This is a genomic window from Halovalidus salilacus (genome assembly GCF_031852275.1).
GTDB lineage: Archaea > Halobacteriota > Halobacteria > Halobacteriales > Natrialbaceae > Halovalidus > Halovalidus salilacus.
This window is the reverse complement of sequence record NZ_CP134700.1, coordinates 1,207,606-1,228,792: the sequence shown is the minus strand read 5'-3', so window position 1 is coordinate 1,228,792 and position 21,187 is coordinate 1,207,606. Positions and strand designations below refer to the sequence as shown.

22 protein-coding genes are annotated in these 21,187 nt (G+C 67.2%); 11 read left to right on the top strand and 11 right to left on the bottom strand.

The features are described from left to right. Positions 1-8: 8 nt before the first annotated feature. Together RJT68_RS06085 and RJT68_RS06080 are read right to left on the bottom strand one after the other, a co-directional pair. Entirely contained in the window at positions 9-230 is a 222-nt protein-coding gene (locus RJT68_RS06085; RefSeq protein WP_407039481.1) for a DUF7511 domain-containing protein, read from the bottom strand. A 286-nt stretch (positions 231-516) separates the two neighbouring features. After that, positions 517-1,671, bottom strand: a complete 1,155-nt coding sequence (locus RJT68_RS06080) for a S1C family serine protease (RefSeq protein WP_407039480.1) — start codon at positions 1,669-1,671, stop codon at positions 517-519. Positions 1,672-1,913: 242 nt separating this feature from the next. Here RJT68_RS06080 and RJT68_RS06075 point away from each other — a divergent pair, with 242 nt between their 5' ends. Together RJT68_RS06075 and rnhB are read left to right on the top strand one after the other, a co-directional pair. Continuing rightward, positions 1,914-3,302 carry a tRNA pseudouridine(54/55) synthase Pus10 gene (locus RJT68_RS06075; RefSeq protein WP_407039479.1) on the top strand — a complete coding sequence of 463 codons (1,389 nt, stop codon included), beginning with the start codon at positions 1,914-1,916 and terminating at the stop codon, positions 3,300-3,302. 80 nt (positions 3,303-3,382) lie between these two features. Further along, positions 3,383-4,105, top strand: coding sequence for a ribonuclease HII (rnhB, locus tag RJT68_RS06070; RefSeq protein WP_407039478.1), 723 nt, complete (start codon positions 3,383-3,385; stop codon positions 4,103-4,105). A 335-nt stretch (positions 4,106-4,440) separates the two neighbouring features. Here rnhB and RJT68_RS06065 read toward each other — a convergent pair whose 3' ends face one another. The 3 genes from RJT68_RS06065 to RJT68_RS06055 all read right to left on the bottom strand — a co-directional run bounded on the left by RJT68_RS06065 (position 4,441) and on the right by RJT68_RS06055 (position 7,689). Then, entirely contained in the window at positions 4,441-6,009 is a 1,569-nt protein-coding gene (locus tag RJT68_RS06065) for a preprotein translocase subunit SecD (RefSeq protein WP_407039477.1), read from the bottom strand. Then, positions 6,006-6,890 carry a protein translocase subunit SecF gene (gene secF / locus RJT68_RS06060; RefSeq protein ID WP_407039476.1) on the bottom strand — a complete coding sequence of 295 codons (885 nt, stop codon included), beginning with the start codon at positions 6,888-6,890 and terminating at the stop codon, positions 6,006-6,008. The genes RJT68_RS06065 and secF overlap by 4 nt, the downstream gene beginning before the upstream one ends. 313 nt (positions 6,891-7,203) lie before the next feature. Next, complete coding sequence (locus tag RJT68_RS06055; protein ID WP_407039475.1) at positions 7,204-7,689, bottom strand: DUF5812 family protein; 486 nt, start codon at positions 7,687-7,689, stop codon at positions 7,204-7,206. Positions 7,690-7,918: 229 nt separating this feature from the next. On the opposite strand from RJT68_RS06055, the gene RJT68_RS06050 reads away from it, so the two are divergent. Next, on the top strand, positions 7,919-9,226 hold the full coding sequence (locus tag RJT68_RS06050; protein ID WP_407039474.1) for a glucose-6-phosphate isomerase: 1,308 nt from the start codon (positions 7,919-7,921) through the stop codon (positions 9,224-9,226). A gap of 63 nt (positions 9,227-9,289) precedes the next feature. Further along, positions 9,290-10,402 (top strand): CPBP family intramembrane glutamic endopeptidase, encoded by a 1,113-nt coding sequence (locus RJT68_RS06045; protein WP_407039473.1) that lies wholly within the window; start codon positions 9,290-9,292, stop codon positions 10,400-10,402. Between the two features lie 51 nt (positions 10,403-10,453). On the opposite strand, the gene RJT68_RS06040 is transcribed toward RJT68_RS06045, so the two are convergent. Both RJT68_RS06040 and RJT68_RS06035 read right to left on the bottom strand, forming a co-directional pair. Further along, positions 10,454-10,912 (bottom strand): NOB1 family endonuclease, encoded by a 459-nt coding sequence (locus tag RJT68_RS06040; RefSeq protein ID WP_407039472.1) that lies wholly within the window; start codon positions 10,910-10,912, stop codon positions 10,454-10,456. An 8-nt stretch (positions 10,913-10,920) separates the two neighbouring features. Beyond that, entirely contained in the window at positions 10,921-11,166 is a 246-nt protein-coding gene (locus tag RJT68_RS06035; protein WP_407039471.1) for a PRC-barrel domain-containing protein, read from the bottom strand. Between the two features lie 152 nt (positions 11,167-11,318). Here RJT68_RS06035 and RJT68_RS06030 point away from each other — a divergent pair, with 152 nt between their 5' ends. The 3 genes from RJT68_RS06030 (at position 11,319) to RJT68_RS06020 (ending at position 13,950) form a co-directional block, all read left to right on the top strand. Then, on the top strand, positions 11,319-11,891 hold the full coding sequence (locus tag RJT68_RS06030) for an NfeD family protein (protein WP_407039470.1): 573 nt from the start codon (positions 11,319-11,321) through the stop codon (positions 11,889-11,891). A gap of 92 nt (positions 11,892-11,983) precedes the next feature. Next, on the top strand, positions 11,984-13,138 hold the full coding sequence (locus RJT68_RS06025) for an SPFH domain-containing protein (protein ID WP_407039469.1): 1,155 nt from the start codon (positions 11,984-11,986) through the stop codon (positions 13,136-13,138). 194 nt (positions 13,139-13,332) lie between these two features. After that, on the top strand, positions 13,333-13,950 hold the full coding sequence (locus RJT68_RS06020; RefSeq protein ID WP_407039468.1) for a winged helix-turn-helix transcriptional regulator: 618 nt from the start codon (positions 13,333-13,335) through the stop codon (positions 13,948-13,950). A 16-nt stretch (positions 13,951-13,966) separates the two neighbouring features. Here RJT68_RS06020 and RJT68_RS06015 read toward each other — a convergent pair whose 3' ends face one another. The 3 genes from RJT68_RS06015 to yjjX form a co-directional block, all read right to left on the bottom strand. Beyond that, a complete protein-coding gene (locus tag RJT68_RS06015) occupies positions 13,967-14,650 on the bottom strand; it encodes an HAD family hydrolase (RefSeq protein ID WP_407039467.1) in 684 nt (227 codons plus the stop codon). Between the two features lie 385 nt (positions 14,651-15,035). Then, positions 15,036-15,269: a DUF7123 family protein gene (locus RJT68_RS06010; protein ID WP_407039466.1), complete on the bottom strand. Its 234-nt coding sequence runs from the start codon at positions 15,267-15,269 to the stop codon at positions 15,036-15,038. Positions 15,270-15,492: 223 nt separating this feature from the next. Next, positions 15,493-16,014, bottom strand: a complete 522-nt coding sequence (gene yjjX / locus RJT68_RS06005; RefSeq protein ID WP_407039465.1) for an inosine/xanthosine triphosphatase — start codon at positions 16,012-16,014, stop codon at positions 15,493-15,495. A gap of 218 nt (positions 16,015-16,232) precedes the next feature. On the opposite strand from yjjX, the gene RJT68_RS06000 reads away from it, so the two are divergent. From RJT68_RS06000 to RJT68_RS05990, 3 genes are all read left to right on the top strand, one after another. After that, positions 16,233-17,222, top strand: coding sequence for a transcription initiation factor IIB (locus RJT68_RS06000; RefSeq protein WP_407039464.1), 990 nt, complete (start codon positions 16,233-16,235; stop codon positions 17,220-17,222). A gap of 78 nt (positions 17,223-17,300) precedes the next feature. Beyond that, a complete protein-coding gene (locus RJT68_RS05995; protein WP_407039463.1) occupies positions 17,301-17,984 on the top strand; it encodes a type I 3-dehydroquinate dehydratase in 684 nt (227 codons plus the stop codon). A 130-nt stretch (positions 17,985-18,114) separates the two neighbouring features. Then, the gene (locus RJT68_RS05990) at positions 18,115-18,609 is read left to right on the top strand and encodes a DUF7575 domain-containing protein (RefSeq protein WP_407039462.1); all 495 of its coding nucleotides are present in this window, start codon (positions 18,115-18,117) and stop codon (positions 18,607-18,609) included. Positions 18,610-18,907: 298 nt separating this feature from the next. Here the strand turns inward: RJT68_RS05990 and RJT68_RS05985 are convergent, their stop codons facing one another. Beyond that, positions 18,908-20,086: a 3-dehydroquinate synthase II gene (locus RJT68_RS05985; protein ID WP_407039461.1), complete on the bottom strand. Its 1,179-nt coding sequence runs from the start codon at positions 20,084-20,086 to the stop codon at positions 18,908-18,910. 235 nt (positions 20,087-20,321) lie between these two features. Here RJT68_RS05985 and RJT68_RS05980 point away from each other — a divergent pair, with 235 nt between their 5' ends. Then, positions 20,322-21,014: a hypothetical protein gene (locus tag RJT68_RS05980; protein WP_407039460.1), complete on the top strand. Its 693-nt coding sequence runs from the start codon at positions 20,322-20,324 to the stop codon at positions 21,012-21,014. Positions 21,015-21,187: the final 173 nt, after the last annotated feature.

Genomic DNA, 21,187 nt, shown 5'->3' with positions numbered 1-21,187 from the left:
GGTTCACCTCAGCGGACGGACGCGAGATCGGTGAACGCGTCACCGCTGGCGGAGATCCAGGTCGTCATCAGTTCCACCTCGGTTGCTTCCCGGGGGAAGATCGCGCACTCGTCGGGCTCGTCGTCGTTCTCGACGACGACGTGTTCGAAGCCGGGTTCGTTCGACTCGCGCGAAACGGTCGTCGGGAGTTCATCAGCGGGTTCGGAACGGGGGTTCGCTTCGTCTGACATGGGTATCGATGGGGAACGGCTGTCGATCGCATCGGACGGGCGGGCGGGACGATTCACGTTCTCGCCGTTCGGCGGTTCGAGAAACTCACGTATAGTAATCGAGAGGCTACCCCTGTCGATCGGCCGCCACGAGCGAGGAATCGGTTCGTTCGTTGCGAACGGACGTGATGAAAATACAGTAACGGATTCGAACGTGTACAGGGTATTTTCCGCTTCGAACTCCTGTCGTCGATCGGGTAAGCAGCAATTACCCGGTGTCAGTACGCGTTCGCAGGCGAGGCGGCGCTCAGAACGACGACTCCGACGTCGACTCCCCACTCGGCATCAGGGGTTCCTCGTTCGGGTCGGGGCGCGTTCCGAGAACGAGGTTCGTCTCGCGCGTTTCGCCGTCGCGGACGAACTCCACGGCGATCTCGTCGCCGGGGCTCGTCTCGAGGGCGAGGAACGACGAGAGCGCGTGCTCGTCGGGGATCGGTTCTCCGTCGAGTCGCCGCACGACGTCCCCAGCGACGGGGATCGGTTCACCGTGCCGTTCGACCGTTCGGTCCGCACCGTCGAGTCCGGCGTCGGCCGCCGGCCCGCTCGCCTCGACGACCATCACGCCCGCGGCCTCCTCGAGGTCGTTCTCCTCGGCGACGAGGCGGTCGACGGAGACGAAACGGATCCCCACGCGGGAGTGATCGTACTCCCCGCGCTCGATGAGTTCGGGGACGACGCGGCGAGCGAGCGCCGAGGAGATGGCGAAGCCGATGTTCTGGCCGCCGGCGGCGTTGACGACGCCGACCACCCTCCCCTCCAGGTCGACGAGCGGTCCGCCGCTGTTACCGGGGTTGATCGGCGTGTCAGTCTGGACGACGTTAGGGAACGCGTACTCCCGTCCGGGGAGGGTGAGCGAGCGGTCGACGCCGCTGACGATCCCTTCGGACATCGATCCCTCGAGACCGAACGGGTTCCCGATGGCGAGCACCCGCTGTCCGGGCACCGGAAACTGCTCGGTCATCGGAAGCGGGTCGGCCGCCCCTGGGACGTGATCGACCTCGAGGACGGCGAGGTCGCTGTAGAAGTCGGTGCCGACGACGCGAGCTTCGGTCCAGTCGCCGTTGATGTACCGGAGATCGATCTCCTCCGCGTCGTAGACGACGTGGTGGTTCGTGACGACGTGCGCGTCGCCGAAGAGAAAGCCGGATCCTTGCCCCCGTCCCCGATCCTCGCCACCGTCCGGGTCGGGGACTCCGAAGACGCGGACCTGCAGTACGGAGTCGATCGTCGCTTCGTACACCTCGGTGTACGTCGAGCCCTCGGCGAGGTTGTCGCGGTCGATCTCGCTGACGCTACTGCCCGGGATCGACGATCCCGGCTCCGTACACCCCGCGGCGGCCCCGGCGAGTCCCGCGCCGGCGGCCGCGAGGAACGTCCGCCGATCGAGTCGAGGTTCCTTCATACGCGACCCCTAGCAGGCGACGTATTTCAAGCCGCGGGGACAATCGTCGCTCGTTTAACCGTCGGGAAACGGATCATCGCGAGCGCGAGCGATCGTGGCCGACCCCGTCGTCACTGCGCCGACCGACGACGCCTCGGCGCGATCCGAGCGCGGGAGGGCCCCGTTTCGGGCGAGTCGGGGACTCCAGTCCGGACGAGTCGGAAACAGAAAGCGTGTTACGGCCGGCGATCCGACCACAGGGCATGACCCTTATCGACGACGCTCGAGGGCTCCTGAAGATGGGCCCGCTCTGCGATTCCTGTCTCGGCCGCCCGTTCGCGGCCCGGAGTTTCGGGCTGTCGAACGCCGAGCGCGGACGGGCCCTCCGGACCGCGGTCGCGATGGCCGACGACGACGATTTCGAGCCGGTCGACCCTGCCGACTGCTGGGTCTGTGAGGGGTACGCCGGCACCTTCGACGCGATCGCCGACACCATCGCCGAGGCCCTCGAGGACGTCGAGTTCGCCACCTACCAGGTCGGGACGCGGGTCCCCCCGCTCGTCGAGGAGAACGACCGCCTGCTCAGGGAAGACGCCGGTCTCGACCCCGAGGTCGGCGAGGCGTTCAAGCGCGAGAGCAACCGCGAGGTCGGCCGCCGCGTCGGCGCGAAGACCGGCGCCGAGGTCGAGTTCGACCGCCCGGACGTGCTCGCGATCGTCGACCTCGAGGCGTTCGATCCGCTCGAGATCCTCGAGTCCGAGTCCGGGACGGTGACGAGCCACGCCGTAGACGTCCAGATCAACCCGGCGTTCGTATACGGTCGGTACCGCAAGCTCGAGCGGGACGTTCCCCAGACGGAGTGGCCCTGCCGAGAGTGCGGCGGCGACGGTGTCCAGCTGGGCGACGACGGCGAGGAACCCTGCGACTACTGCGACGGCACGGGCTACATGTACCCGACGAGCGTCGAGCAGACCGTTCGCCCGCACGTCGTCGAGGCGATGGACGGCGACGAGGGTACGTTCCACGGCGCCGGCCGCGAGGACGTCGACGCCCGCATGCTCGGCGACGGGCGGCCGTTCGTCCTCGAGGTCAAGCGCCCCCGGAAGCGCAGTCCGGATCCGACGGATCTCGAGCGCCGGATCAACGAGGCGGCCGACGGCGCGGTCGAGGTGGAGGGGCTGCGCCTCGCGACCTACGAGATGGTCGAGCGGGTCAAGGAGCACGACGCGAGCAAGCGGTACCGCGCCGACGTCGAGTTCGACGACCCGGTTTCCGAGGAGGCGTTCGAGGAGGCCATCGAGGCGCTCGAGGGCGCGACCCTCGAGCAGTACACCCCCGAACGGGTCGACCACCGACGCGCGAGCCTCACCCGGGAGCGGACCGTCTACGAGATCGACGGCGAGTTGCTCGAGCCCACGCGCGCGGAGGTCCGCCTCCACGGCGAGGGTGGCCTCTACGTGAAGGAGCTCATCAGCGGCGACAACGGCCGTACGGAGCCGAGTCTCGCGGGTTTGCTCGAGACCGGCGCGGTGGTGACTGCCCTCGACGTCACGGGCGTCTACGGCGAGGACGAACCGTTCGAGCGCGAGGCGTTCTTCCGCGACGAGGCCGGAGAGGAGCGGGACGAGGAGCCGGAAGCGACGGCTGACTGATTCGGGCCGGTGCGCCGCGGAGCACCCTCGTTCGAAACGGAGTCACAACGATTTTCTCGCTCCCCATCGAGCCATCTCGCATGCCGTTCGGCGTCGACGAGGCGGGGAAGGGACCGGTGTTCGGCTCGATGTTCGCGGCCGCGGTCTGGCTCGAGGAACCGGCCGACCTGCCCGAGGGGATCGCGGACTCGAAGCGCCTGACGCCGAGTCGACGCGAGGCGTTGGCGAGGTCGCTGGCCGAGGACGAGCGGATCTCGACAGGCGTCGCCGAGGTCACGACGGACCGGATCGACGATCCGGCCACCGACATGAACACCCTCGCCGTCGAGGCCCACGCGGAGGCGATCGAGCGGGCGCTCGCGGACGCCGACGTCGGTTCCGCGGACGGGGGCGGGGACGTAAGCGCCGACGGTGGTTCGCTCGAGGGGTCCAAAACGCCGATCGAAGGACTCTGTGACGCCTGCGATACCGACGCGGACCGCTTCGCCCGTCGAGTCGCCGAGACCTGCTCGCTCGAGGTGGCCGTCGACGCGGAGCACGGCGCGGACGACGACTCCCCGCTCGTCGGCGCGGCGAGCGTCGTCGCCAAGGTCGAACGCGACGCCCACGTCGCGGCCATCGCCGAGGAGTACGCCGACTACGGCGACGTCGGCAGCGGCTACCCGAGCGATCCGAACACGCGCGCGTTCCTCGAGTCGTACGTCGAGGAGACCGGCGACCTCCCGCCGTTCGCCCGCGAGTCCTGGTCGACCTGCGCTGCCGTACTGGCGGCGGCGGAACAGCGGACGCTCGAGGGCTTCTGACGGGCTTGCACATACAGCGGATCGGCACTTGGCGGCCGATCCGGTAGGTGGCCGGGTATGCCGATCTGCACCAACTGCGAACGACCCGTCTCGATCGATTTCTCTCGAGCGAAGGGTGACGGCGGGAGCGTCGACTGGTGTCCGCGCTGTCGGGACGAGTGATCGCGCCGGTCCGACGCGCTCGCGGTTCGGTCCGGCCAGCGGGTGGTCGCGTCCGCCCGATTCCCGACGTGTCGACGCACGGACTCGGCGTCGACTCCGTGAGCGATCACGAACCGAAAATCGCGACGCGAGGTCGCCGGGACGTGGCGAGAGCGTGCTCGAGCGCCGTTCCCTCACTTCTCGCCGGTCAGAAGCCGGCGGAGGATGTCGCCGTAGGCGGGTCGGGTGATGAACACCCCGATCAGCACCCCGAGGATCGTGATGATCGCGAAGCCCTGGAGGTCGCCGAGGCTCAGGACGGCCAGCGGCGAGAGGGCGACGATCGTCGTCGCGGCCGCCGCCCCGATCACCCAGAACGCCTTCCGGAACCGGGAGGAGAACACCCGCTGGGAGTTGACGTCCCCCTCGTCCATCACCTCGTCGGCGATGATCACGAGGTCGTCCACGCCCGTCCCCACGACCGCGATGAACCCGGCGACGTGCGAGAGGTCGATGGGCATGCGTATCACCGCCGCGAATCCCAGCAGGATGATCACCTCCGCGAGCGCCGTGAGGATCATCGGCGCGGCGACCCTGACGTCGGAGTATCGGAGGTAGACCACGCCGCTGACGGTCACCACCGAGAGGAGGCCGATGAACAGCGAGTAGGTCTTGAACTGCTCGGCCAGCGCCGGTTGGATCGTCCTGCTCTGGGAGTCGTCGAAGTCGAGCGGCGCGCGGAGGCTCCCCGCGCGGAGGTTGATCGAGAGCGACTGGGCCTCGTCCTGATCCTCCGCGGGCATGACGTACGAGGGATCTCGCGACCACGATCCCTCTTCGATGCTCGTGGCGAGGTCGGTGTTTATTCCGCGGGCGTCGATGACCTCGTCGTCGACGACCGTCATCAGACAGTACTGACCGGATTCGCCGAGGCTCTCCTCCCCCTCGCAAGCCATGGGGTTTTGCCCGAAGCCGGCGTCCCGCAGGGACCCTTCGAACTCGTCTGCGTGATCGGAGCTGACGGTTACCGAGACGTAGTGTCCCTGCTCCTCGTTGTACTCCGGTGGACTGACGGTATCGATGTTCTCCTGCGTGAGGACGGTCTCGTTCGTCTGGTTGCCGTCGTCGTCATCGCTCGGATGGTGAGCGACGACCTCGACGACGCCCCGGTCGGAGAGCAGGTCCTCTAGTTCCTGAGAGGTCATGCCGGGGACTTCGACGACGATGTAGTGGCGGTCGAGTCCCTCCGCCTCGTAAGCGGTCCCGCCTTCGAGGCCCGCTTCGTTGATCTTGTCCTGGACCGTTTCCAGTACTTCGTTTCGCGTCTCGTCGGTCACCTCGTTATCGATATCGTCGTCGTCGACGTCCTGGCCGGCGTCCTCGAGCGCTCGCTGAAACTCGCCCTCCGAGACGTCGTCGCTGAACACTTCGACGGTGGCCGATCCGTCGTCGTGGTATCGCACCATGACGTCGGCCGCCTCTAGATCGAGCGATTCCCGGAGGTCTGACTCGAGCTCGTCGCCTTCGTCCTGCTCGAGGTCCAGGTTCTCCGCGGTCATGCCGACCACGGGGGCCTTGAGTTGGGTCCCGCCGTCGAGGCCGAGGCCGAACTGGAGGTTAGTCATGGAGTCCTCGCTATCGCCAGCCACGGAGTCGTCGGCGACGATTCCCCCGGGGACGAACAGCGCCGTGATCGACCCGAGGACGAACAGCACGAGTAGTCCGAGCCGCCAGTGAGACCTGACGGCGCCGAGCGGGCTCACGATCCCACCCCGCGGAACTTGTACCAGCGAAGCAAGCTCACGTTCAACATGTACGTGTTCATCAGGTCGGCGGCGAGGCCGACGAACAGGATGAGGCCGATGGAAGTGAGCAGTTCGATGCCGAACACCCACGCCGAGACGGCCATGACGAGCATCGCGGCCATCGACGTCACCGTCATCGTCACGCCGGTCCGCATCGCGCGGTACGTGCTCTCGTAAAAGCCACCGCTCCGGCGGAGAACGTGGTTGTTCAACAGGATGTCGGAGTCGACGGAGTACCCGATCAGCATCAACAGCGCCGCGACGGTTCCCAGCGAGAGCGGGATGCCGACGATCGCCATGAAGCCCAGCGGGATCACGACGTCAGAGAACGCCGAGGCGACGATCGCGATCGACGGCACGAACGATCGAAAGAGGAGGAAGACGATGACGCTCATCCCGACGAACGCGACCCCGATTCCGAGCAACGCCGTCCGTTGCGCCTCGTCGCCGAAGCTCTCGGAGATCGTCGACTGCGACTGGACGATTTCGGCGTCGCCGTCCTGCTCGAGGTTTTGCTCTGCCTGTTCGGTCAAGTCCTCCGAGTCCTGATCGGCGCCGGAAAACTGGACGATGTACTGGTTCTCTTCGGTCTGAACGCGATCGACCGACTCGGGTTCCACGTCGAACGCTGCCGCAATGTCCTCTTCCGGCGTCGTCGTCTGAACAGTCAGTTCGGTGCCGCCGGTGAAGTCCATTCCCAGAGGTACGGGCGTTCCGTACAGCAGGAACGAGCCGGTGAGGATCAACAACGCGACGGCGAGAACTGCGAGTGGTACCGCCACGAGCTGGCGGTTCGTGTACCGGTCGAATTCGATCTCCGGTACGTCGAAATACCCCATATACCCGGGCAGTGGAAGCCGGCCGAAGTAAGCCTTCTCAATTCTTACTGGATTTCCGCAACGAATCGTCCCGAAAGATACGTTGGGGTTCCACACGCGATACGCCGGATTTCACCTCCCACGAGACTCGAGATGCGCCGGGTCGTCCCTCACGCGACCTCGAGAACCCCCGACACGTCCGACCATCGGACCGGTTCGGATTCGCACAGCGATCGGTCGACGGGATCGGTCCCGAGCGGACGGGTCGAATCGATGGTCACCGGGGAGAACGGAGAACGCCACGCAGCGGCCTCCCGAGCGACGGCGCCGCCGCTCAATCGGGGAGGTAACGAACGCTCAACACGCCCTCGTCGACGTCGCTACGGATCTCGACGCGCACCGCCTCGAGTCGGGCCGCCCGGGCGACCGTCTCCTCGTCCTCGAGGACGTCGCTCGCGGCGTTCTCCGCGTCTTCGGGCGGGATTCGAAAGACGTGAATCTCGCCGCTCCCCGCGCGTTCGATCCGCGAGAACTCGCCGACGGGCGTCTCCGCCGCCCGGTCTCTCGCGTGCTGGGTCGGCTCGAGGTCGCTGTCGACCAGGTCGACCCGCCGCCGCTCGACGACGTCGACGACCTGCCAGGTCACCTCGAGCGGCGGTTCGGGCGCGACGGTGGCCTCGAGCACGTCGCGGACCTCGAGGCCGGGGTTCGACGCGAGGGTGTGGATCTGGGCCGTCTCGACGTCGCGAATCACGGCCGACTCCGCCTCCGCGTGGGTGACGACGAACGTACCCGTCTTCTCGCCTTCTGACTCGATCATGGACGGCCTTAGGTGGGGGAGCGGTTTCGACGTTTCGTCTATCGTTTGTGCTTTCGGTCGTCAACTCCGTTCTGCGACGACGAACGAACGTTTCGAAAGCCCCTTTCATTCCCGCCCGACGGTGGTTCGTCGGGGTTGCACGGACCGGCGGTTGGGTAGGATTGCCCAATCGGAAACGGGTCCGCCGCATGACGGAACGCCTTTAGGCCGGGCGGACGCCCTCTCGCGCATGGACGTCGACATCGGAAACGCGCTGGCGTCGGTCGCCTCGCCGGGGGTCTCGAGGGAGTCCCTCGAGCGACTCGACGAGCACGTCACGCGAGCACACGAACGGATCGAGGAGGGGATGGCGAACGGGGAACACGGGTACGAGGCGCTGAACCTCCCCGAGCGGACGGACCCCGACGAGATCCGGTCCGCCGTCGAACCCGTGGCGGACGCCGAAGCCATCGTCACCGTCGGTATCGGCGGCAGCGCGCTGGGCGCGGCGACCATCACGAACGCGCTCGGCGGGGGGAGCGAGGACGAGACGGAGGCGGTCTACCTCGACAACGTCGACCCCGAGTGGGTGTCGAGCCACCTCGAGCGCCTCCCCCTCGAGGAGACGGCTGTAAACGTCGTGTCGCGGTCGGGGACGACGGCCGAGACGCTCGCGAACTTCCTCGTCGTTCGGGAGGCGTTCGAGGAGGCGAACGTCGACTGGACCGAGCGAACGATCGTGACCACCGGCGAATCGGGCCCCCTGCGCGACCTCGCGGACCGACACGACCTTCCCTCGCTCGAGGTTCCCGACGGCGTCCCCGGGCGGTTCTCCGCCCTCTCGGCGGTCGGGATGGTCGCGCCGGCCGTCTGCGGGCACGACCTCGACGCCCTGGTCGAGGGCGCCGCCGCGGAGGCGGAGACGCTCACCGGATCGCTGTTCGAGTGTCCGGCCTACGCCTACGGGGCGGCGTCCTACGCGCTCGATCAGCGCGGCGCCGGAACGAACGCGGTGATGCCGTACGCCGAGTCCCTCGAGACGTCCGCCGAGTGGTTCGCCCAGCTGTGGGCCGAGAGCCTCGGCAAGGACGACCTCGGGCAGACGCCCGTCCGCGCCCTCGGCGCCACCGATCAACACTCCCAGTTACAGCTGTACCGCGCGGGCCCGCGCGACAAACTCGTGACCTTCGTCGCGCCCCGCGAGCGCGAGGACCGCGACATTCCGACCGCGGAGGCCGATGCCCTCTCCTACCTCGGCGACGCCTCGCTGGGCGAACTGCTCGAGGCCGAGTTCGAGGCGACCGAGGCCAGCCTCGCCGCCGCGGGCCGGCCGAACGTCAGGATCGAACTCGAGCGCGTCGACGAGTACGAACTCGGCGGCCTGCTGTACGGCCTCGAGGCGGCCTGCGTGCTCGCGGGGGAACTCTACGGCGTGAACGCGTTCGACCAGCCCGCCGTCGAGTGGGCGAAGAAGGCCACCCGAGGGCTCCTCGGCGGCGGGGAGTTCGCGGAGGCCGACGCCGTCGAAGCGAAGACGAAACTGCGAATCGAGCGGTAACGCGCGTTCCGACGACGTGCGTCGGTGCGGTGGGCCTATACTTCTCCGCGCGAACCGTCACGTATGAGTGAGACAGCACGGACCGACGCCGACTCGGTCGCCGTCGACGTCGTCCCCGCAATCGGACTCGCGCTCTCGGCGTTCGCGCTCGTCGGCACGCTCGCGCCCGTCCGTCGCGGCGTCGACGACCCCCTCCTGCTGACGGCGGCCGGGTTCGCCCTCGCGGCTACGCTCGCCTTCCTCGGTCGACGCCACGGGGTACTCTCCCGCCGGACCGGCGCATCGGTCGCTGGCGTCTCGAGCCTCCTCGTCGTTCTCCTCTCGGGGTACGCGATGGGGCGCGGGTTCATGGGAACGACGGACGTTCCGGGGCTCGGCCTGTCCGTTTCGCTCGTCTTCGTCAGCTTCCTCGCCGCCGGAACCGGGGTGGGCATCGCCGTCGCCGATCTGAGCGGGATCTCGAACGCGGGACTGAAACGTCGCGCGGTGCAGTTTCTCCAGATGTTGTTCGTCGGATTCGCCGGTTTGCTCTCCATGTCGCTGTACGCGATCGCGATCACGTCGATCGCCCACCCCCTCCTCGGCGAACTCACAGAGGTGCAACAGGAGCTCCTCACGTACCTGTCGACGGGGCTCGGACTCGGCACCGTCGCCGGGCTCTACCTCCTCCACAGCGAACGCGATCGCTCGTACGTCGACCTCGAGGTCCCGTCCCTCCGGTCGGTGCTGTGGGTCGTCGGCGGGCTGGTCGTCATCGTCGTCGGGAACTACGCGCTCACGGTGGTGATGACGTTCTTCGGCGTGGAGTCGGCCGACCACAGCACGACGCAGCAGGCGGCCGAAAATCCCGAACTCCTCGTCGTCATGATCCCGGCGATGGTGCTGATCGTCGGCCCGTTCGAGGAGCTGCTCTACCGAAACGTCGTGCAGAAGTCGCTGTACGAGACGTTCTCCCGGTACGGCGCCGTCGTCGTCGCGAGCGTCATCTTCGCGTTCGTCCACGTCCTGGCCTACGCGACCGCGAGCGCGGGACGCGTCCTGATCAGCCTGGCCATCGTCTTCGGCCTCTCGCTGATCCTCGGGACGATATACGAACGGACGGAGAACCTGGCCGTTCCCGCGCTGGTCCACGGGTTGTACAACGCGTTCGTGTTCGCGAGCCTGTACGCGTTCTAACGCCCGCGTTCCGATCGAAGGTCGCCGATTCCGGCGGTTTTCGAGGCCGACTCAGGACGGATTCTTGCGCGCTAGTTCCGAGCCACAGATCGGACAGCGATCCTTCCGCTCGTCGAACTCGCGGCCGCAGCCCTGACACTGGAACAGCCAGTGGCGCTGCTCGTCGATCCCGTCTCGAGCGATCACCTCGACGTCCACGTTCATCTTCTCGGCGACGTTCTGCATGGCGTAATCGTCGGTGACGAGCCTGCCGTCGAGTTCGAAGCCGGCCGCGATCAATCGAACGTCGGTCTCCGAGAGGACCTCGAGGTCGCCCGACTCCCTCGCCGCTCGTCGCACCGTCTCGATGGTGTCGTCGTTCGGAATGTGGACGTGCATGCCGGCCCCTTCCATCGCGTCGTATCTGTAGACGGTCTCGCCCTCGAGTTCCTCGCGGACGAGCGGAACGGTCGCCGTCTGTTCGGTCGTGTGGAAATCGTGGATAAAAGCGGACGAGTCGAGAACGTACATGCGGAGAACTAGCGTTTGACCACGATGTAATCCTTCACCGCCTGAACGCGGCTGACGGGCACGCGGAACCGCCCGTCGTCGTCCCGTTCGAAGTCGACCGATCGGAGCGGCACCTCCTCGTCGGGGTCGACGATGAGGTCGTGCAGTTTTCCGGACTTCAGGTCCATGGTGATGTTGTGGAGCATGCCGAGTTCCGTCCCGTCGGAACCCATCACGGACTTCTCCTGGAGGTTTTGAACGAATATGTCGCTCATGCCTTCCCGTACTTACTAGTCGCTAATAAAGACCCGGGGGTGGCGTCAGCCCCGCGTCGGACGCGCGTTCACCCGCGGTTCGCGTCGTCGGGGCTCTGTTCACGCCGACGACGCGGTAAACATTTAATCGGGGTGCGACCCTACGACCAACCATGCTCGAACTCTTCTTGGAGAACGCGCCCCTGGCGCTGCTGACGGTGGGGCTCGTCCTCATGGTTCTCGAGGCGATATCACCCGGCGCGCACCTCGTCGTCATCGGCGTCGCGCTGGTGGCTGCCGGACTGATCGGCACCGTGTTCGGTATCGGCGCGCCGCTCGTCCTCGCCGTCCTCACCCTCGTCTTCGGCGTGGCCGCGACGTACGTCTACCGCGAGTTCGACTTCTACGGCGGAAAAGGGACCGCACAGACGACGGACTCCACGTCGCTCGCGGGCGCGACGGGGTACGTCACCGAGACCGTGACGTCCCGAAGCGGCGAGGTGAAACTCGAGAAGGGGGGCTTCTCCCCGTACTACAGCGCCCGCACGACGGACGGTACGATCGAGGAAGGCGAGGAGATCATCGTCCTCGACCCCGGCGGCGGCAACGTCCTCACCGTCGAGTCGATGGAGGCGATCAGTCAGGACGAGATCGATCGCGCGCTCGCGCGCGAAGCCGCGAAGCAACGGGAGACGGAGTCTCAGACGGAGGACGAGTCCCTTCGCGAACCCGAGAAATCGAGCTGACCGACGAAACGACTCAATGCTACCGGATAACGTATCACAAATGTCGATAGAACAAGGGAACTCTTTTAAACTCGCCGACGTAAGTTCGGCATATGGTTCCAGCGCCGTTCCTACTGCAACTAGGCGGCTTCGCCGGCTTCGGTCTCCTCGTCGGGGCCCTGGTGTTGATCGTCGTCGTCGTCGCGTTGCTCAGTGCGATCGAGATCGTCAACGCGTACGAGAAGCGCGCGCTGACGGTCTTCGGTGAGTACCGCAAACTCCTCCAGCCGGGGATCAACATCGTCCCCCCGTTCGTCTCGCGAACCTATCGGTTCGACATGCGCACCCAGACGCTCGACGTGCCCCGCCAGGAGGCGATCACGCGCGACAACTCGCCCGTGACCGCCGACGCCGTCGTCTACATCAAGGTGATGGACGCCAAGAAGGCGTTCCTCGAGGTCGACGACTACAAGCGAGCGGTTTCAAATCTCGCCCAGACGACGCTCCGGGCCGTCATCGGCGACATGGAGCTCGACGACACGCTCAGCAAGCGCGAGGAGATCAACGCGCGCATCCGCACGGAACTCGACGAACCCACCGACGAGTGGGGTATTCGAGTGGAGTCCGTCGAGGTCCGCGAGGTCAACCCCTCGAAGGACGTCCAGCGCGCGATGGAGCAACAGACCTCCGCCGAGCGCAAGCGCCGCGCCATGATCCTCGAGGCCCAGGGTGAACGCCGCAGCGCCGTCGAGAAGGCCGAGGGTGACAAGCAGTCGAACATCATCCGCGCCCAGGGTGAAAAGCAAAGCCAGATCCTCGAAGCCCAGGGTGACGCCATCTCGACTGTGCTCCGAGCCCGCTCGGCCGAGTCGATGGGCGAACGCGCGATCATCGAGCGCGGCATGGAGACCCTCGCCGACATCGGGCAGAGCGAGTCCTCGACGTTCATCGTCCCGCAGGAGCTCTCCTCGATGGTCGGCCGCTACGGCAAGCACCTCTCGGGCAGCGACGTGAAAGAAGACGGCCACGTCCTCGATAGCCTCGAGTTCGACGAGGAGACCCGCGAACTGATCGGCCTCGACGACATCGCCGAGATCATCGGCGAGATCGACGAGGAGGCGGAGATGAACGTCGAAGAACTCGAAGAGCAGGCCCGGGCGATCAAGGAGGGGAAGAACGCGGACGCGATCAGAGACGCCGACGAAGTCATCGAGGAGATGGGCGAAGACTTCCACGACGCCTCGGTCGACGGGGCCGAACAGTCCTAACGATTCGCGTCCCCTCTCGCGTACTCGGACGCGTTCTGCCGCTCGTCGACCCGGGCGCAAACCGCGGTCGCCCCACAGTAGCCGAATCCTTACCGACGTTCCCGACGCCGTAATCCGTCGTGGACGCTCACGATTTCGTGAACGAAACGGAGCGAAACTCGTTTTACACCGCGACGCGTCTATCGACGTAGGCCATGACCACCCCCGACAGGGTCGACGAGGAAAAACGAGCGACCCTGCGTCGATTCGCCGCCCTCGGCGCCGCCACCCCGCTCGCACGCTTCTCGGAGACGGCCGAAGCCGACACCGGAGAGAGCGAAGCCCGCGACGCGATCGCCGGCTACCTCTCGATGACCCCCGGCGCCCACTTCTCCAAGATCCGGGACGACCTCCAGCTCGGCACCGGCGAGACCCAACACCACCTCCGTCGCCTCGAGGAACTCGAGGCGGTCGAACGATACCGCGACGGCGATTACAAGCGGTTCGTGCCGGCCGGTCGCTTCGACGACTTCGAGAAGAACGCGCTGGGGTACCTCCGACGGGATACCCCCCGGGGCATGCTCGTCGAACTGCTGGCGGACCCGGACATCGGTGCGAGCGACCTCGCGACCGTCCTCGACGTCTCCGCACCCACCGTGAGCAAGTACGCCCGCGAACTCGAGGAGGCGGGCCTGCTCGACCGCGACGACGGGTACGCCGTCGTCCGCCCCGAGACCGTCCTCCTGTTGATCGTCCGCTACGCCGACTCGTTCGGCGATCGGGCGACGGAACTGGCGCGCGGCGCCGACCGACTCGTCCGGTACGACGCCTGAACGGTTTGCCGACGGCTCAGTTTTTCTCCCCGCCGACCACGTCGTACAAATCGGCGAGCGACTCGAGTTCGTACGTCGCCGGTGGCTCCGGCGTGACGGTCCGATTGTGCGGACGACGAAGGAACGCCGTCTCGAGGCCGGCGGCGCGACCGGCGACGACGTCCTTCTCCGAATCTCCGACGTAGAGCGCCCGGTCGCCGTCGGCGACGTCCACGCCCAGTTCGTCGAGCGTCCGCTTGAGGTAGTGCGGATCGGGTTTCCGTCGCTCGTATCCCTCGATGGTCGGATCGCGCCCGCGGACGGCGTCGAAGCCGAACGAGAAGTGATCGTCCACGAACCGCGCCGTCGCGTGCCGGTTGTTGGTCACGAGCGCCGTCAGCGGACGGTCGCGCGAGCAGAGATCCGCGATCGCGTCGACGTCGTCGTATGCGCCCCGTTCGCCCGATCGGACGCGCTCGTGGGTCCCCTCCGAGGCGTACCGCTCCTTCAACGACCAGAACTCGCTCGGCTCGATCTCGAGCGCGTCGCAGCGCTCGCGGACGGCGTCGGCGCGGTTTCGCCGGAGGTCCCGCCGCTGGTCCGCCGTCGGCTCCGCACCGAGAGCCACCAGCGCCTCGTCGGCGGCGTCGGCGTAGACGTTCGGATCGGTTCGCGGCCCCTCGAGGATCACCCCGTCCATGTCGAAGCAAATCGCCTGCATCGGTCGTTCGTATCGACGCGCGCGACCGTCAAGTGTGGTTCGGCGTCGATCGGACGACCTGCCGCTCGAGGGTAGTTTCGAGCGCCGACGTCCGGCCAGTCGTCGGGTACCAGCATCGTACGGGCAGGTAATACCGAATTACCTTCGAGGGTGCGGCCGAGACGTCGCGCGCGTCGCTCCATCCCGAGGGGAAAGAGAGTAATACCCAGTTTCCGCCGAGCGTCGGTACCGAACTCGCACCAGTGGCGGTCCGAGGGCGTCAGAACGATCGGCTAGCGGATTCGTCGTCCGCGCGCGAGAGAAGAATCGGTGTGATCGGTATTCGACCCGATTGTTTCGCCCGGCCGTCGATACCTCCTGGGGACCGGATCGGGTAGGACGGCGATCAGACGTTGACTTTCCAGGTGGTGCTCGAGGAGTAGCCCCACTTTTCGATCTCGATGTCGTAGTCGCCGTTCTGGAGGGCCGTAATGTTCGACCCGACCTCCTTCGCGGTCATCCCCAGCTCCTTGCCAATGAGGCGTGACTTGAAGTACGTCTTCGTTGCCGCGTTCTCACGGAGGTACTGGAGGATACGTCGTTGCTTGCTCGTGAGGTCCGTGGCCATTGCGCTGCTCATACTCGAGTGGAACGCAGGAACGCTCTTAGTGGGTTTGGTACGTGCGGTTAACCGGCCGCCGTCTAGCGATTTCGGCGGTGGTAATGAGACGATATCCGCTCGGAAAGGAGTCGTTGGTACGGACAGCTAATAGACACGTATTCGAGACTATCAGCGATCAGCGACAGTCAGGAAATCGGACCGAGAACGGATCGGGGATCGCCGTCGACGGCGGTTCGGCGGGTCAGTCGCCGTAGTGTTCGGTAAGAAACGGCGCGTACGCGCAGGCTACGGCCTCGCCGAGTGCCGCAGCCCGATCGGTTAATCCGTCGGTAAGCACCCCGATCGCGCCCGTCGTCTCGGCGACGTCCGTCGTCCCGAGATACTCGTCCATCACCGGACCGAGCTCCGCGCCGTCCTCGAGGCGGGTCGCGACGGCGTCGGGTAACGCGATCGTCGGTCCGCTCCCCCGACCGATACGCTCGCCGTCGGTGACGGCGGCCCACATGATCAACGCGAGATTGGGGACGCCCTCGAGCCGGGCGACGCCGCCTTCGAGACCGACGCCGTACCCTGCGTCGTCTACGCGCTCGAGCGCCCGTCGCGCCCGGTTTTCGGCGCCGGTGACGGTCTCGACGATCGACCACGGCTGCTCGGGAACGCCGGAGTCGACCGCGACCGGGGTCACGGTCGGGTCGAACCGCTCGAGCGTTCGTTCGACGGCGTCGACCTTCACGGGGTTCGTGCTACCGACTGCGACCTTCATGCGTGCCGATAGGGGCGAACGGATAAGTGCGACCCGCTTTCGCCGCGGTCCCCAGCATCAACGTTTGGGTTTATCATGCTAGTTCCCGCGAATTCCCAGTTTTCGGGCCGGATTTGGAGCGGATTCCGAAACCCTTATCCCTCGAGTGTCAGAACGAGGTAGATAACGAACCCGTCCGGCTTTTGCGAACTGGTTGGCCGGGCAGCGCTCGCCATCGCATGACGAACACATCACACACCAGAGTACGACGTAGCGAAGAGCGATCGAACGAGGAGGACGCGGAGACCGAGCGGACCGGGGAGCGCGACGACCTCGTCTGCCCGGAGTGTACGGGCCACCTCGTCGTCGACGACGAGCACGGGGAGACGATCTGCGAAGAGTGCGGACTGGTCGTCGAGGAGGACTCGGTAGACCGCGGGCCGGAGTGGCGCGCGTTCGACGCCGCCGAGAAGAACAAGAAGTCCCGCGTGGGCGCGCCCACGACGAACACGATGCACGACAAGGGGCTGTCGACCAACATCGACTGGCGCAACAAGGACGCCTACGGCAACTCCCTCGGGTCGCGCCAGCGGGAGAAGATGCAGCGCCTGCGCAAGTGGAACGAGCGCTTCCGCACCCGCGACAGCAAGGAGCGCAACCTCAAGCAGGCGCTGGGCGAGATCGACCGGATGGCCTCCGCGCTCGGCCTCCCGACGAACGTCCGCGAGACCGCCTCCGTCATCTACCGCCGCGCGCTCAACGAGGACCTCCTGCCCGGCCGCTCCATCGAGGGCGTCTCGACCGCCTGCGTCTACGCCGCGGCCCGCCAGGCCGGCGTCCCCCGGAGCCTCGACGAGATCGCGGACGTCTCCCGCGTCGAGAAGAACGAGATCGCCCGCACCTACCGCTACGTGGTGCGCGAACTCGGCCTCGAGGTCCAGCCCGCCGACCCCGAGAGCTACGTCCCCCGCTTCGCCAGCGGCCTCGGCCTCTCCGACGAGGCCGAACACCGCGCCCGCTCGCTGCTGCGCAACGCGAAGGAGAAGGGCGTCCACTCGGGCAAGTCGCCGGTCGGCCTCGCCGCCGCCGCGGTCTACGCCGCGGCCCTGCTGACCAACGAGAAGACCACGCAGGCCGCCGTCAGCGACGTCGCCGACATCTCCGAGGTCACCATCCGAAACCGCTACCACGAGCTGCTCGAGGCCGAGGAGACGCTCGGAGTCGCCTGATCGGCCGCAACCGGACCGCGATCGGCGACGATCCATCGAATCGACACCGTTTTTCGACCGCTGACGCACAGTGAGCGTATGCAGTTGAACTTCGATTCGTTCGTGCTGGCCGCGGCGACCGCGGACCTCGCGGACGCCGACGACCCCGTCGCCCGCGAACACGCCGACGCGGTCGAGTTTCGGATGGACCTCTCGGAGGCGGATCCGCTCGAGGCGCTCGAGGCGTACGACGGCGACCTGCCGATCATCGCGACAAACCGTGCCGCGTGGGAAGGTGGCGAGGCAGAAGAGGAGGGTCGACTCGAGGCGCTCGTCGAGGCGACCGCCGTCGACGCGGTGGCGGCGATCGACGTCGAACTCGAGTCGATCCTCGAGGGCGACGCCGACGAGGTGCTCGAGGCGGCCCGCGAGCGCGACGTAGCGGTGATCGCCTCGTCGCACGACTTCGAGGGGACGCCGCCTCGAGGCGAGATGGTGAAGACGCTGACGGAGGCGGGCAAGTACGCGGACGTCGCGAAACTGGCCGTGACGGCCGAATCGAACGCCGACGCGCTCGCGCTGCTCTCGGCGACGGAGCAGTTGACCTTCCACGGCGCGTCCGTCGCGACCATGGCGATGGGCGAAGCGGGGAGCCACACCCGGGCCGTGGCGCCGGTCTACGGCTCGAGGATCGGCTACGCGCCGGTCGACCCCGCCGACGCGACGGCGCCGGGGCAGTACGACCTCGAGACGCTCGCCGAACTGGTCGCCAAACTCCAGTAGCGTCGCAACGAGTCCGACGGTTCGGCCACGATCGGGCGTCTCGCGCGGCTCTCGACGAATTCCTGCACGTTCGAGACGAGTATCCAAATCGGAATGTTAAGGCACCTCGCGTGCGAGTGCCGAGATAACAATGAACTGGCTCCGCGCCCTGTTCGCCGCCGGACTGTCGTTTCTCCTTCCCGGCGCGGGACACGCGGTCATCGGGGACTGGTTTCGGGCCATCTCGTTCGCGGGGCTGTACGTCCTCTCGATCTACGTCTTCGTCTCGACCGAACACCTCGAAGCGGCGGAGGCGGCGATCGAGACGATGGATCCGGCGACCGTGCTGGCGGCGATGGAGACGATCGGGAGGGAGATGGGTGGGACGGGGCAGTTCGCCCTCACGTTCGTCCCGCTGCTAGCAGCCGTCGACGTGACGTTCCGCGCGCTCGGCTTCCCTCCGGGGTCTGGCGGAGCGACGACCGGCGAGTCCGACGGGGGCTCGGACTGCCCCCACTGCGGCAAACCCCTCGACGAGGATCTCGAGTTCTGTCACTGGTGTACGACCCGCCTCGAGCCCGAACCCACCGAGGACGGCGCCGGTCGGGACGCGACGGAGGAGGTATCGGTTTCGGATCGACGGTGATCCGTCCGCCGGCCCTCACGAAACAGCGCGTCGAACGCGACGTGCCGACGGGAGTTCGACTCGACCGCGCGGGAGACGGCCACACCAGGGGCGTTTCCGTGCCGGCCGTGTGACGGCTCGACGGGCGGACGGGAGCGTCCGTGATCCGGGACGGCGGTCGCTGGTCGTCCGACGGTGTGCGCTCGGGAGACGATCTGGCCCACTACCCAGTTACTGACCGGCTGGAACGGCGATCGGAGGCGGCCCGGGATAAAAACGAGGTACCGAATATCGCGACGTCGAGTGGTATCGGTGCTCGCTACTTCTCGATAATGCTCTCCTCGACGGCCTCGCCGAAGTGGCGGGCGGTGTCCTCGTAGAAGAGTTTGAGTTCGTCGCCCGGTTCGAGGTCGGTCACCGCCTTCCGACCCTCGCCGGTGGCGACCTTGATCGTCTCGGCGTTCTGGAGCAGCGTCTCGATGCGGTCGCCGTCGTCGGTCTCGAGCGCGATGCGGAACATCGGCCGCTTCTCGATCTTCACCCGGCCGACGATCGCCTCGCGGGTGTGGCCCTCGAGGTCGACGACCTGGACCTCGTCGCCGCTCTGGAGTTCGGAGAGGTACTTCGTCCCGCCGTCGGGCGTCCGGACGTAGGCGTGGACCGCGCCGGCGTTCACCCGGAACGGGCGGGAGGCGACGTAGGGCGACTCGGCGGTTTCTGCGTGAACGAACACGAGGCCGCGGGCCATCGAGCCGATCAGCATGCCCTCGTCGTGTTCCAGCAGGTTGCCAGTGTCGACGCAGACGCGGTCGGCCGAGCCGACCTGCTCGACGGAGACGACCTCCGCCCATTCGAGGTCGAGCGTCTCGCGCTCTGACTCGTCCCGAACCTCGACCGTGCGGCGGATCTCGTCGGGGTCGTCCGAGTCGAGGAGGACGGCGTCGGCGCCGAGTTCGAGGGTTTCGAACGCGGTGCGGGCCTCCTCCGCGCTCGTGACGCCCGCGACGAGTTCCGTCTCCTCGCCGATGCGGGCGATCAGGTTCTCGAGCGGGATGATCGTCCAGTCCTCGCCGACGACGACCGTGTAGTCGGCTTCGACGGCGGCCGCCTCGGCGAACGACTCGTACTCCTTGCCGAGGATCCGGACGTAGGCACCCTTCTCGACGTCGCCGTCGCGGCGCAGGGTCGACAGGTCCGCGGAGCCCGAGTAGTCGCTCGGGAGGTCCACCGTGCCGTCGCCCTCGCCCTCCTTGCCGATGACCACCGCGTCGGGCCGGGCGTCCGTCTCGTCGGCCTCCGCGTCGTCGATCACCGAGACGTCGCCGTCGGTTCGAAACGCGGCGACGTTGATCTCGCCGAGTTCGCGAACGCGTTCGACGTCCGCCTCGTCCACCAGTACCCAGTCGGCGCCCGCCTCGAGCGCGGACGTGATCCGCGCCCGTCGGGCGTCCCAGTCGCCGACGGCGTCGTCGGCTTTCACCCAGACAGCTCTCGTCATACCTCGACGGTCGAAGGGGACCGGCTTGAACGTGGCGGATTCCGCGACGATCGCCTCGTCGGGAATCGAACGGGTGCGGACGGACGCCACCGCGACCGACGTCGCGTTTCGGATCGTCGTTCACGACCGTCGAAACGACGTGGATGGTGCCATCAGTAAATGGAGTCAGAATAGTAATGATAGTATGAATACTTTCTTAGTAGTTGATAATAGTCGCCCGAGAGACACCCCTCATATGGCCCGAAGCGACCTCTCGCCGGCCACGGATGGACTGACGGTCGACCGCGCCGCGTCGCGCCTCGGACTCGACCGCGATGACGAGTCGCTCGTCGACGTCGCCCGCGCCGCGCTCGAGGCGGCCGGGGAGTCCGCGGAGCGGCGGTACGGCCGCGAGGCGACGGTTGTCGGCGCCGTCCTGGTCGCGGGGAGCCGCCTCCCGCGGTTCTCCGTCGACGCCGAGTTCGTCGCCGAGCCGTTCGACGTCGGCCCCGGCGAGGTCCTTCGGGCCGCCGACCACCTGAGGAGCGGGCTGAGCCCGCCGGCTCCGCCCGCGGAGATCAGGTCGCTCCTGCGGTCGATCCTCGTCGCCTACGAGCTCCTCGAGGGCCTCGAGAACGGCTCCACCGCCGGCTTCCAGCTCCCGGGGTCGTACCTGGAGGACGCCGCCGCCCACCTGACCGGCCGCGCTGAACTGACCCCGGACGCGCCGGACGCGAGCGACGGGGCGGCGGGCGCCGCCGACCCGATCGAGCCCGTCGACGAGGACGCCCTCCGGAACCCCGACGACGCCGTCGTCGACGCCGTCTTCCTTCGGCGTCACCTGCGGCGACTCGAGCGCGACCTCGAGTTGGCCCGACTGGGCACCGACCTGTACGCCGCGCTCCAGGCCGACGAACCGGCCTGTGACCGCAACTGCGAGCGCGAGTAATCGCGCCGGTCGGGTTCGGCTCCCCTCACTCGATCGGCGTCGGTCCGACGCTCGGTCCCTCTGACACTGATATCGGCACTCTGGCACGAAGCCCGTCCTCCGCCGACGCGACGCCCTTCGGATCTCACCCGATCGCCCTCCCCGCAAACGCCCGACCGCGGATGATCCGCGCT

Coding starts and splice junctions, on each gene's coding strand:
- RJT68_RS06015 (WP_407039467.1), bottom strand. CDS start 14,650: ATGCAGGCGATTTGCTTCGACATGGACGGGGTGATCCTCGAGGGGCCG.
- RJT68_RS06010 (WP_407039466.1), bottom strand. CDS start 15,269: ATGAGCAGCGCAATGGCCACGGACCTCACGAGCAAGCAACGACGTATC.
- RJT68_RS06035 (WP_407039471.1), bottom strand. CDS start 11,166: ATGAGCGACATATTCGTTCAAAACCTCCAGGAGAAGTCCGTGATGGGT.
- RJT68_RS06025 (WP_407039469.1), top strand. CDS start 11,984: ATGGTTCCAGCGCCGTTCCTACTGCAACTAGGCGGCTTCGCCGGCTTC.
- RJT68_RS06040 (WP_407039472.1), bottom strand. CDS start 10,912: ATGTACGTTCTCGACTCGTCCGCTTTTATCCACGATTTCCACACGACC.
- RJT68_RS06055 (WP_407039475.1), bottom strand. CDS start 7,689: ATGATCGAGTCAGAAGGCGAGAAGACGGGTACGTTCGTCGTCACCCAC.
- secF (WP_407039476.1), bottom strand. CDS start 6,890: ATGGGGTATTTCGACGTACCGGAGATCGAATTCGACCGGTACACGAAC.
- RJT68_RS06050 (WP_407039474.1), top strand. CDS start 7,919: ATGGACGTCGACATCGGAAACGCGCTGGCGTCGGTCGCCTCGCCGGGG.
- yjjX (WP_407039465.1), bottom strand. CDS start 16,014: ATGAAGGTCGCAGTCGGTAGCACGAACCCCGTGAAGGTCGACGCCGTC.
- RJT68_RS06080 (WP_407039480.1), bottom strand. CDS start 1,671: ATGAAGGAACCTCGACTCGATCGGCGGACGTTCCTCGCGGCCGCCGGC.
- rnhB (WP_407039478.1), top strand. CDS start 3,383: ATGCCGTTCGGCGTCGACGAGGCGGGGAAGGGACCGGTGTTCGGCTCG.
- RJT68_RS06075 (WP_407039479.1), top strand. CDS start 1,914: ATGACCCTTATCGACGACGCTCGAGGGCTCCTGAAGATGGGCCCGCTC.
- RJT68_RS05990 (WP_407039462.1), top strand. CDS start 18,115: ATGAACTGGCTCCGCGCCCTGTTCGCCGCCGGACTGTCGTTTCTCCTT.
- RJT68_RS06030 (WP_407039470.1), top strand. CDS start 11,319: ATGCTCGAACTCTTCTTGGAGAACGCGCCCCTGGCGCTGCTGACGGTG.
- RJT68_RS06020 (WP_407039468.1), top strand. CDS start 13,333: ATGACCACCCCCGACAGGGTCGACGAGGAAAAACGAGCGACCCTGCGT.
- RJT68_RS06045 (WP_407039473.1), top strand. CDS start 9,290: ATGAGTGAGACAGCACGGACCGACGCCGACTCGGTCGCCGTCGACGTC.
- RJT68_RS05985 (WP_407039461.1), bottom strand. CDS start 20,086: ATGACGAGAGCTGTCTGGGTGAAAGCCGACGACGCCGTCGGCGACTGG.
- RJT68_RS06085 (WP_407039481.1), bottom strand. CDS start 230: ATGTCAGACGAAGCGAACCCCCGTTCCGAACCCGCTGATGAACTCCCG.
- RJT68_RS06000 (WP_407039464.1), top strand. CDS start 16,233: ATGACGAACACATCACACACCAGAGTACGACGTAGCGAAGAGCGATCG.
- RJT68_RS05980 (WP_407039460.1), top strand. CDS start 20,322: ATGGCCCGAAGCGACCTCTCGCCGGCCACGGATGGACTGACGGTCGAC.
- RJT68_RS05995 (WP_407039463.1), top strand. CDS start 17,301: ATGCAGTTGAACTTCGATTCGTTCGTGCTGGCCGCGGCGACCGCGGAC.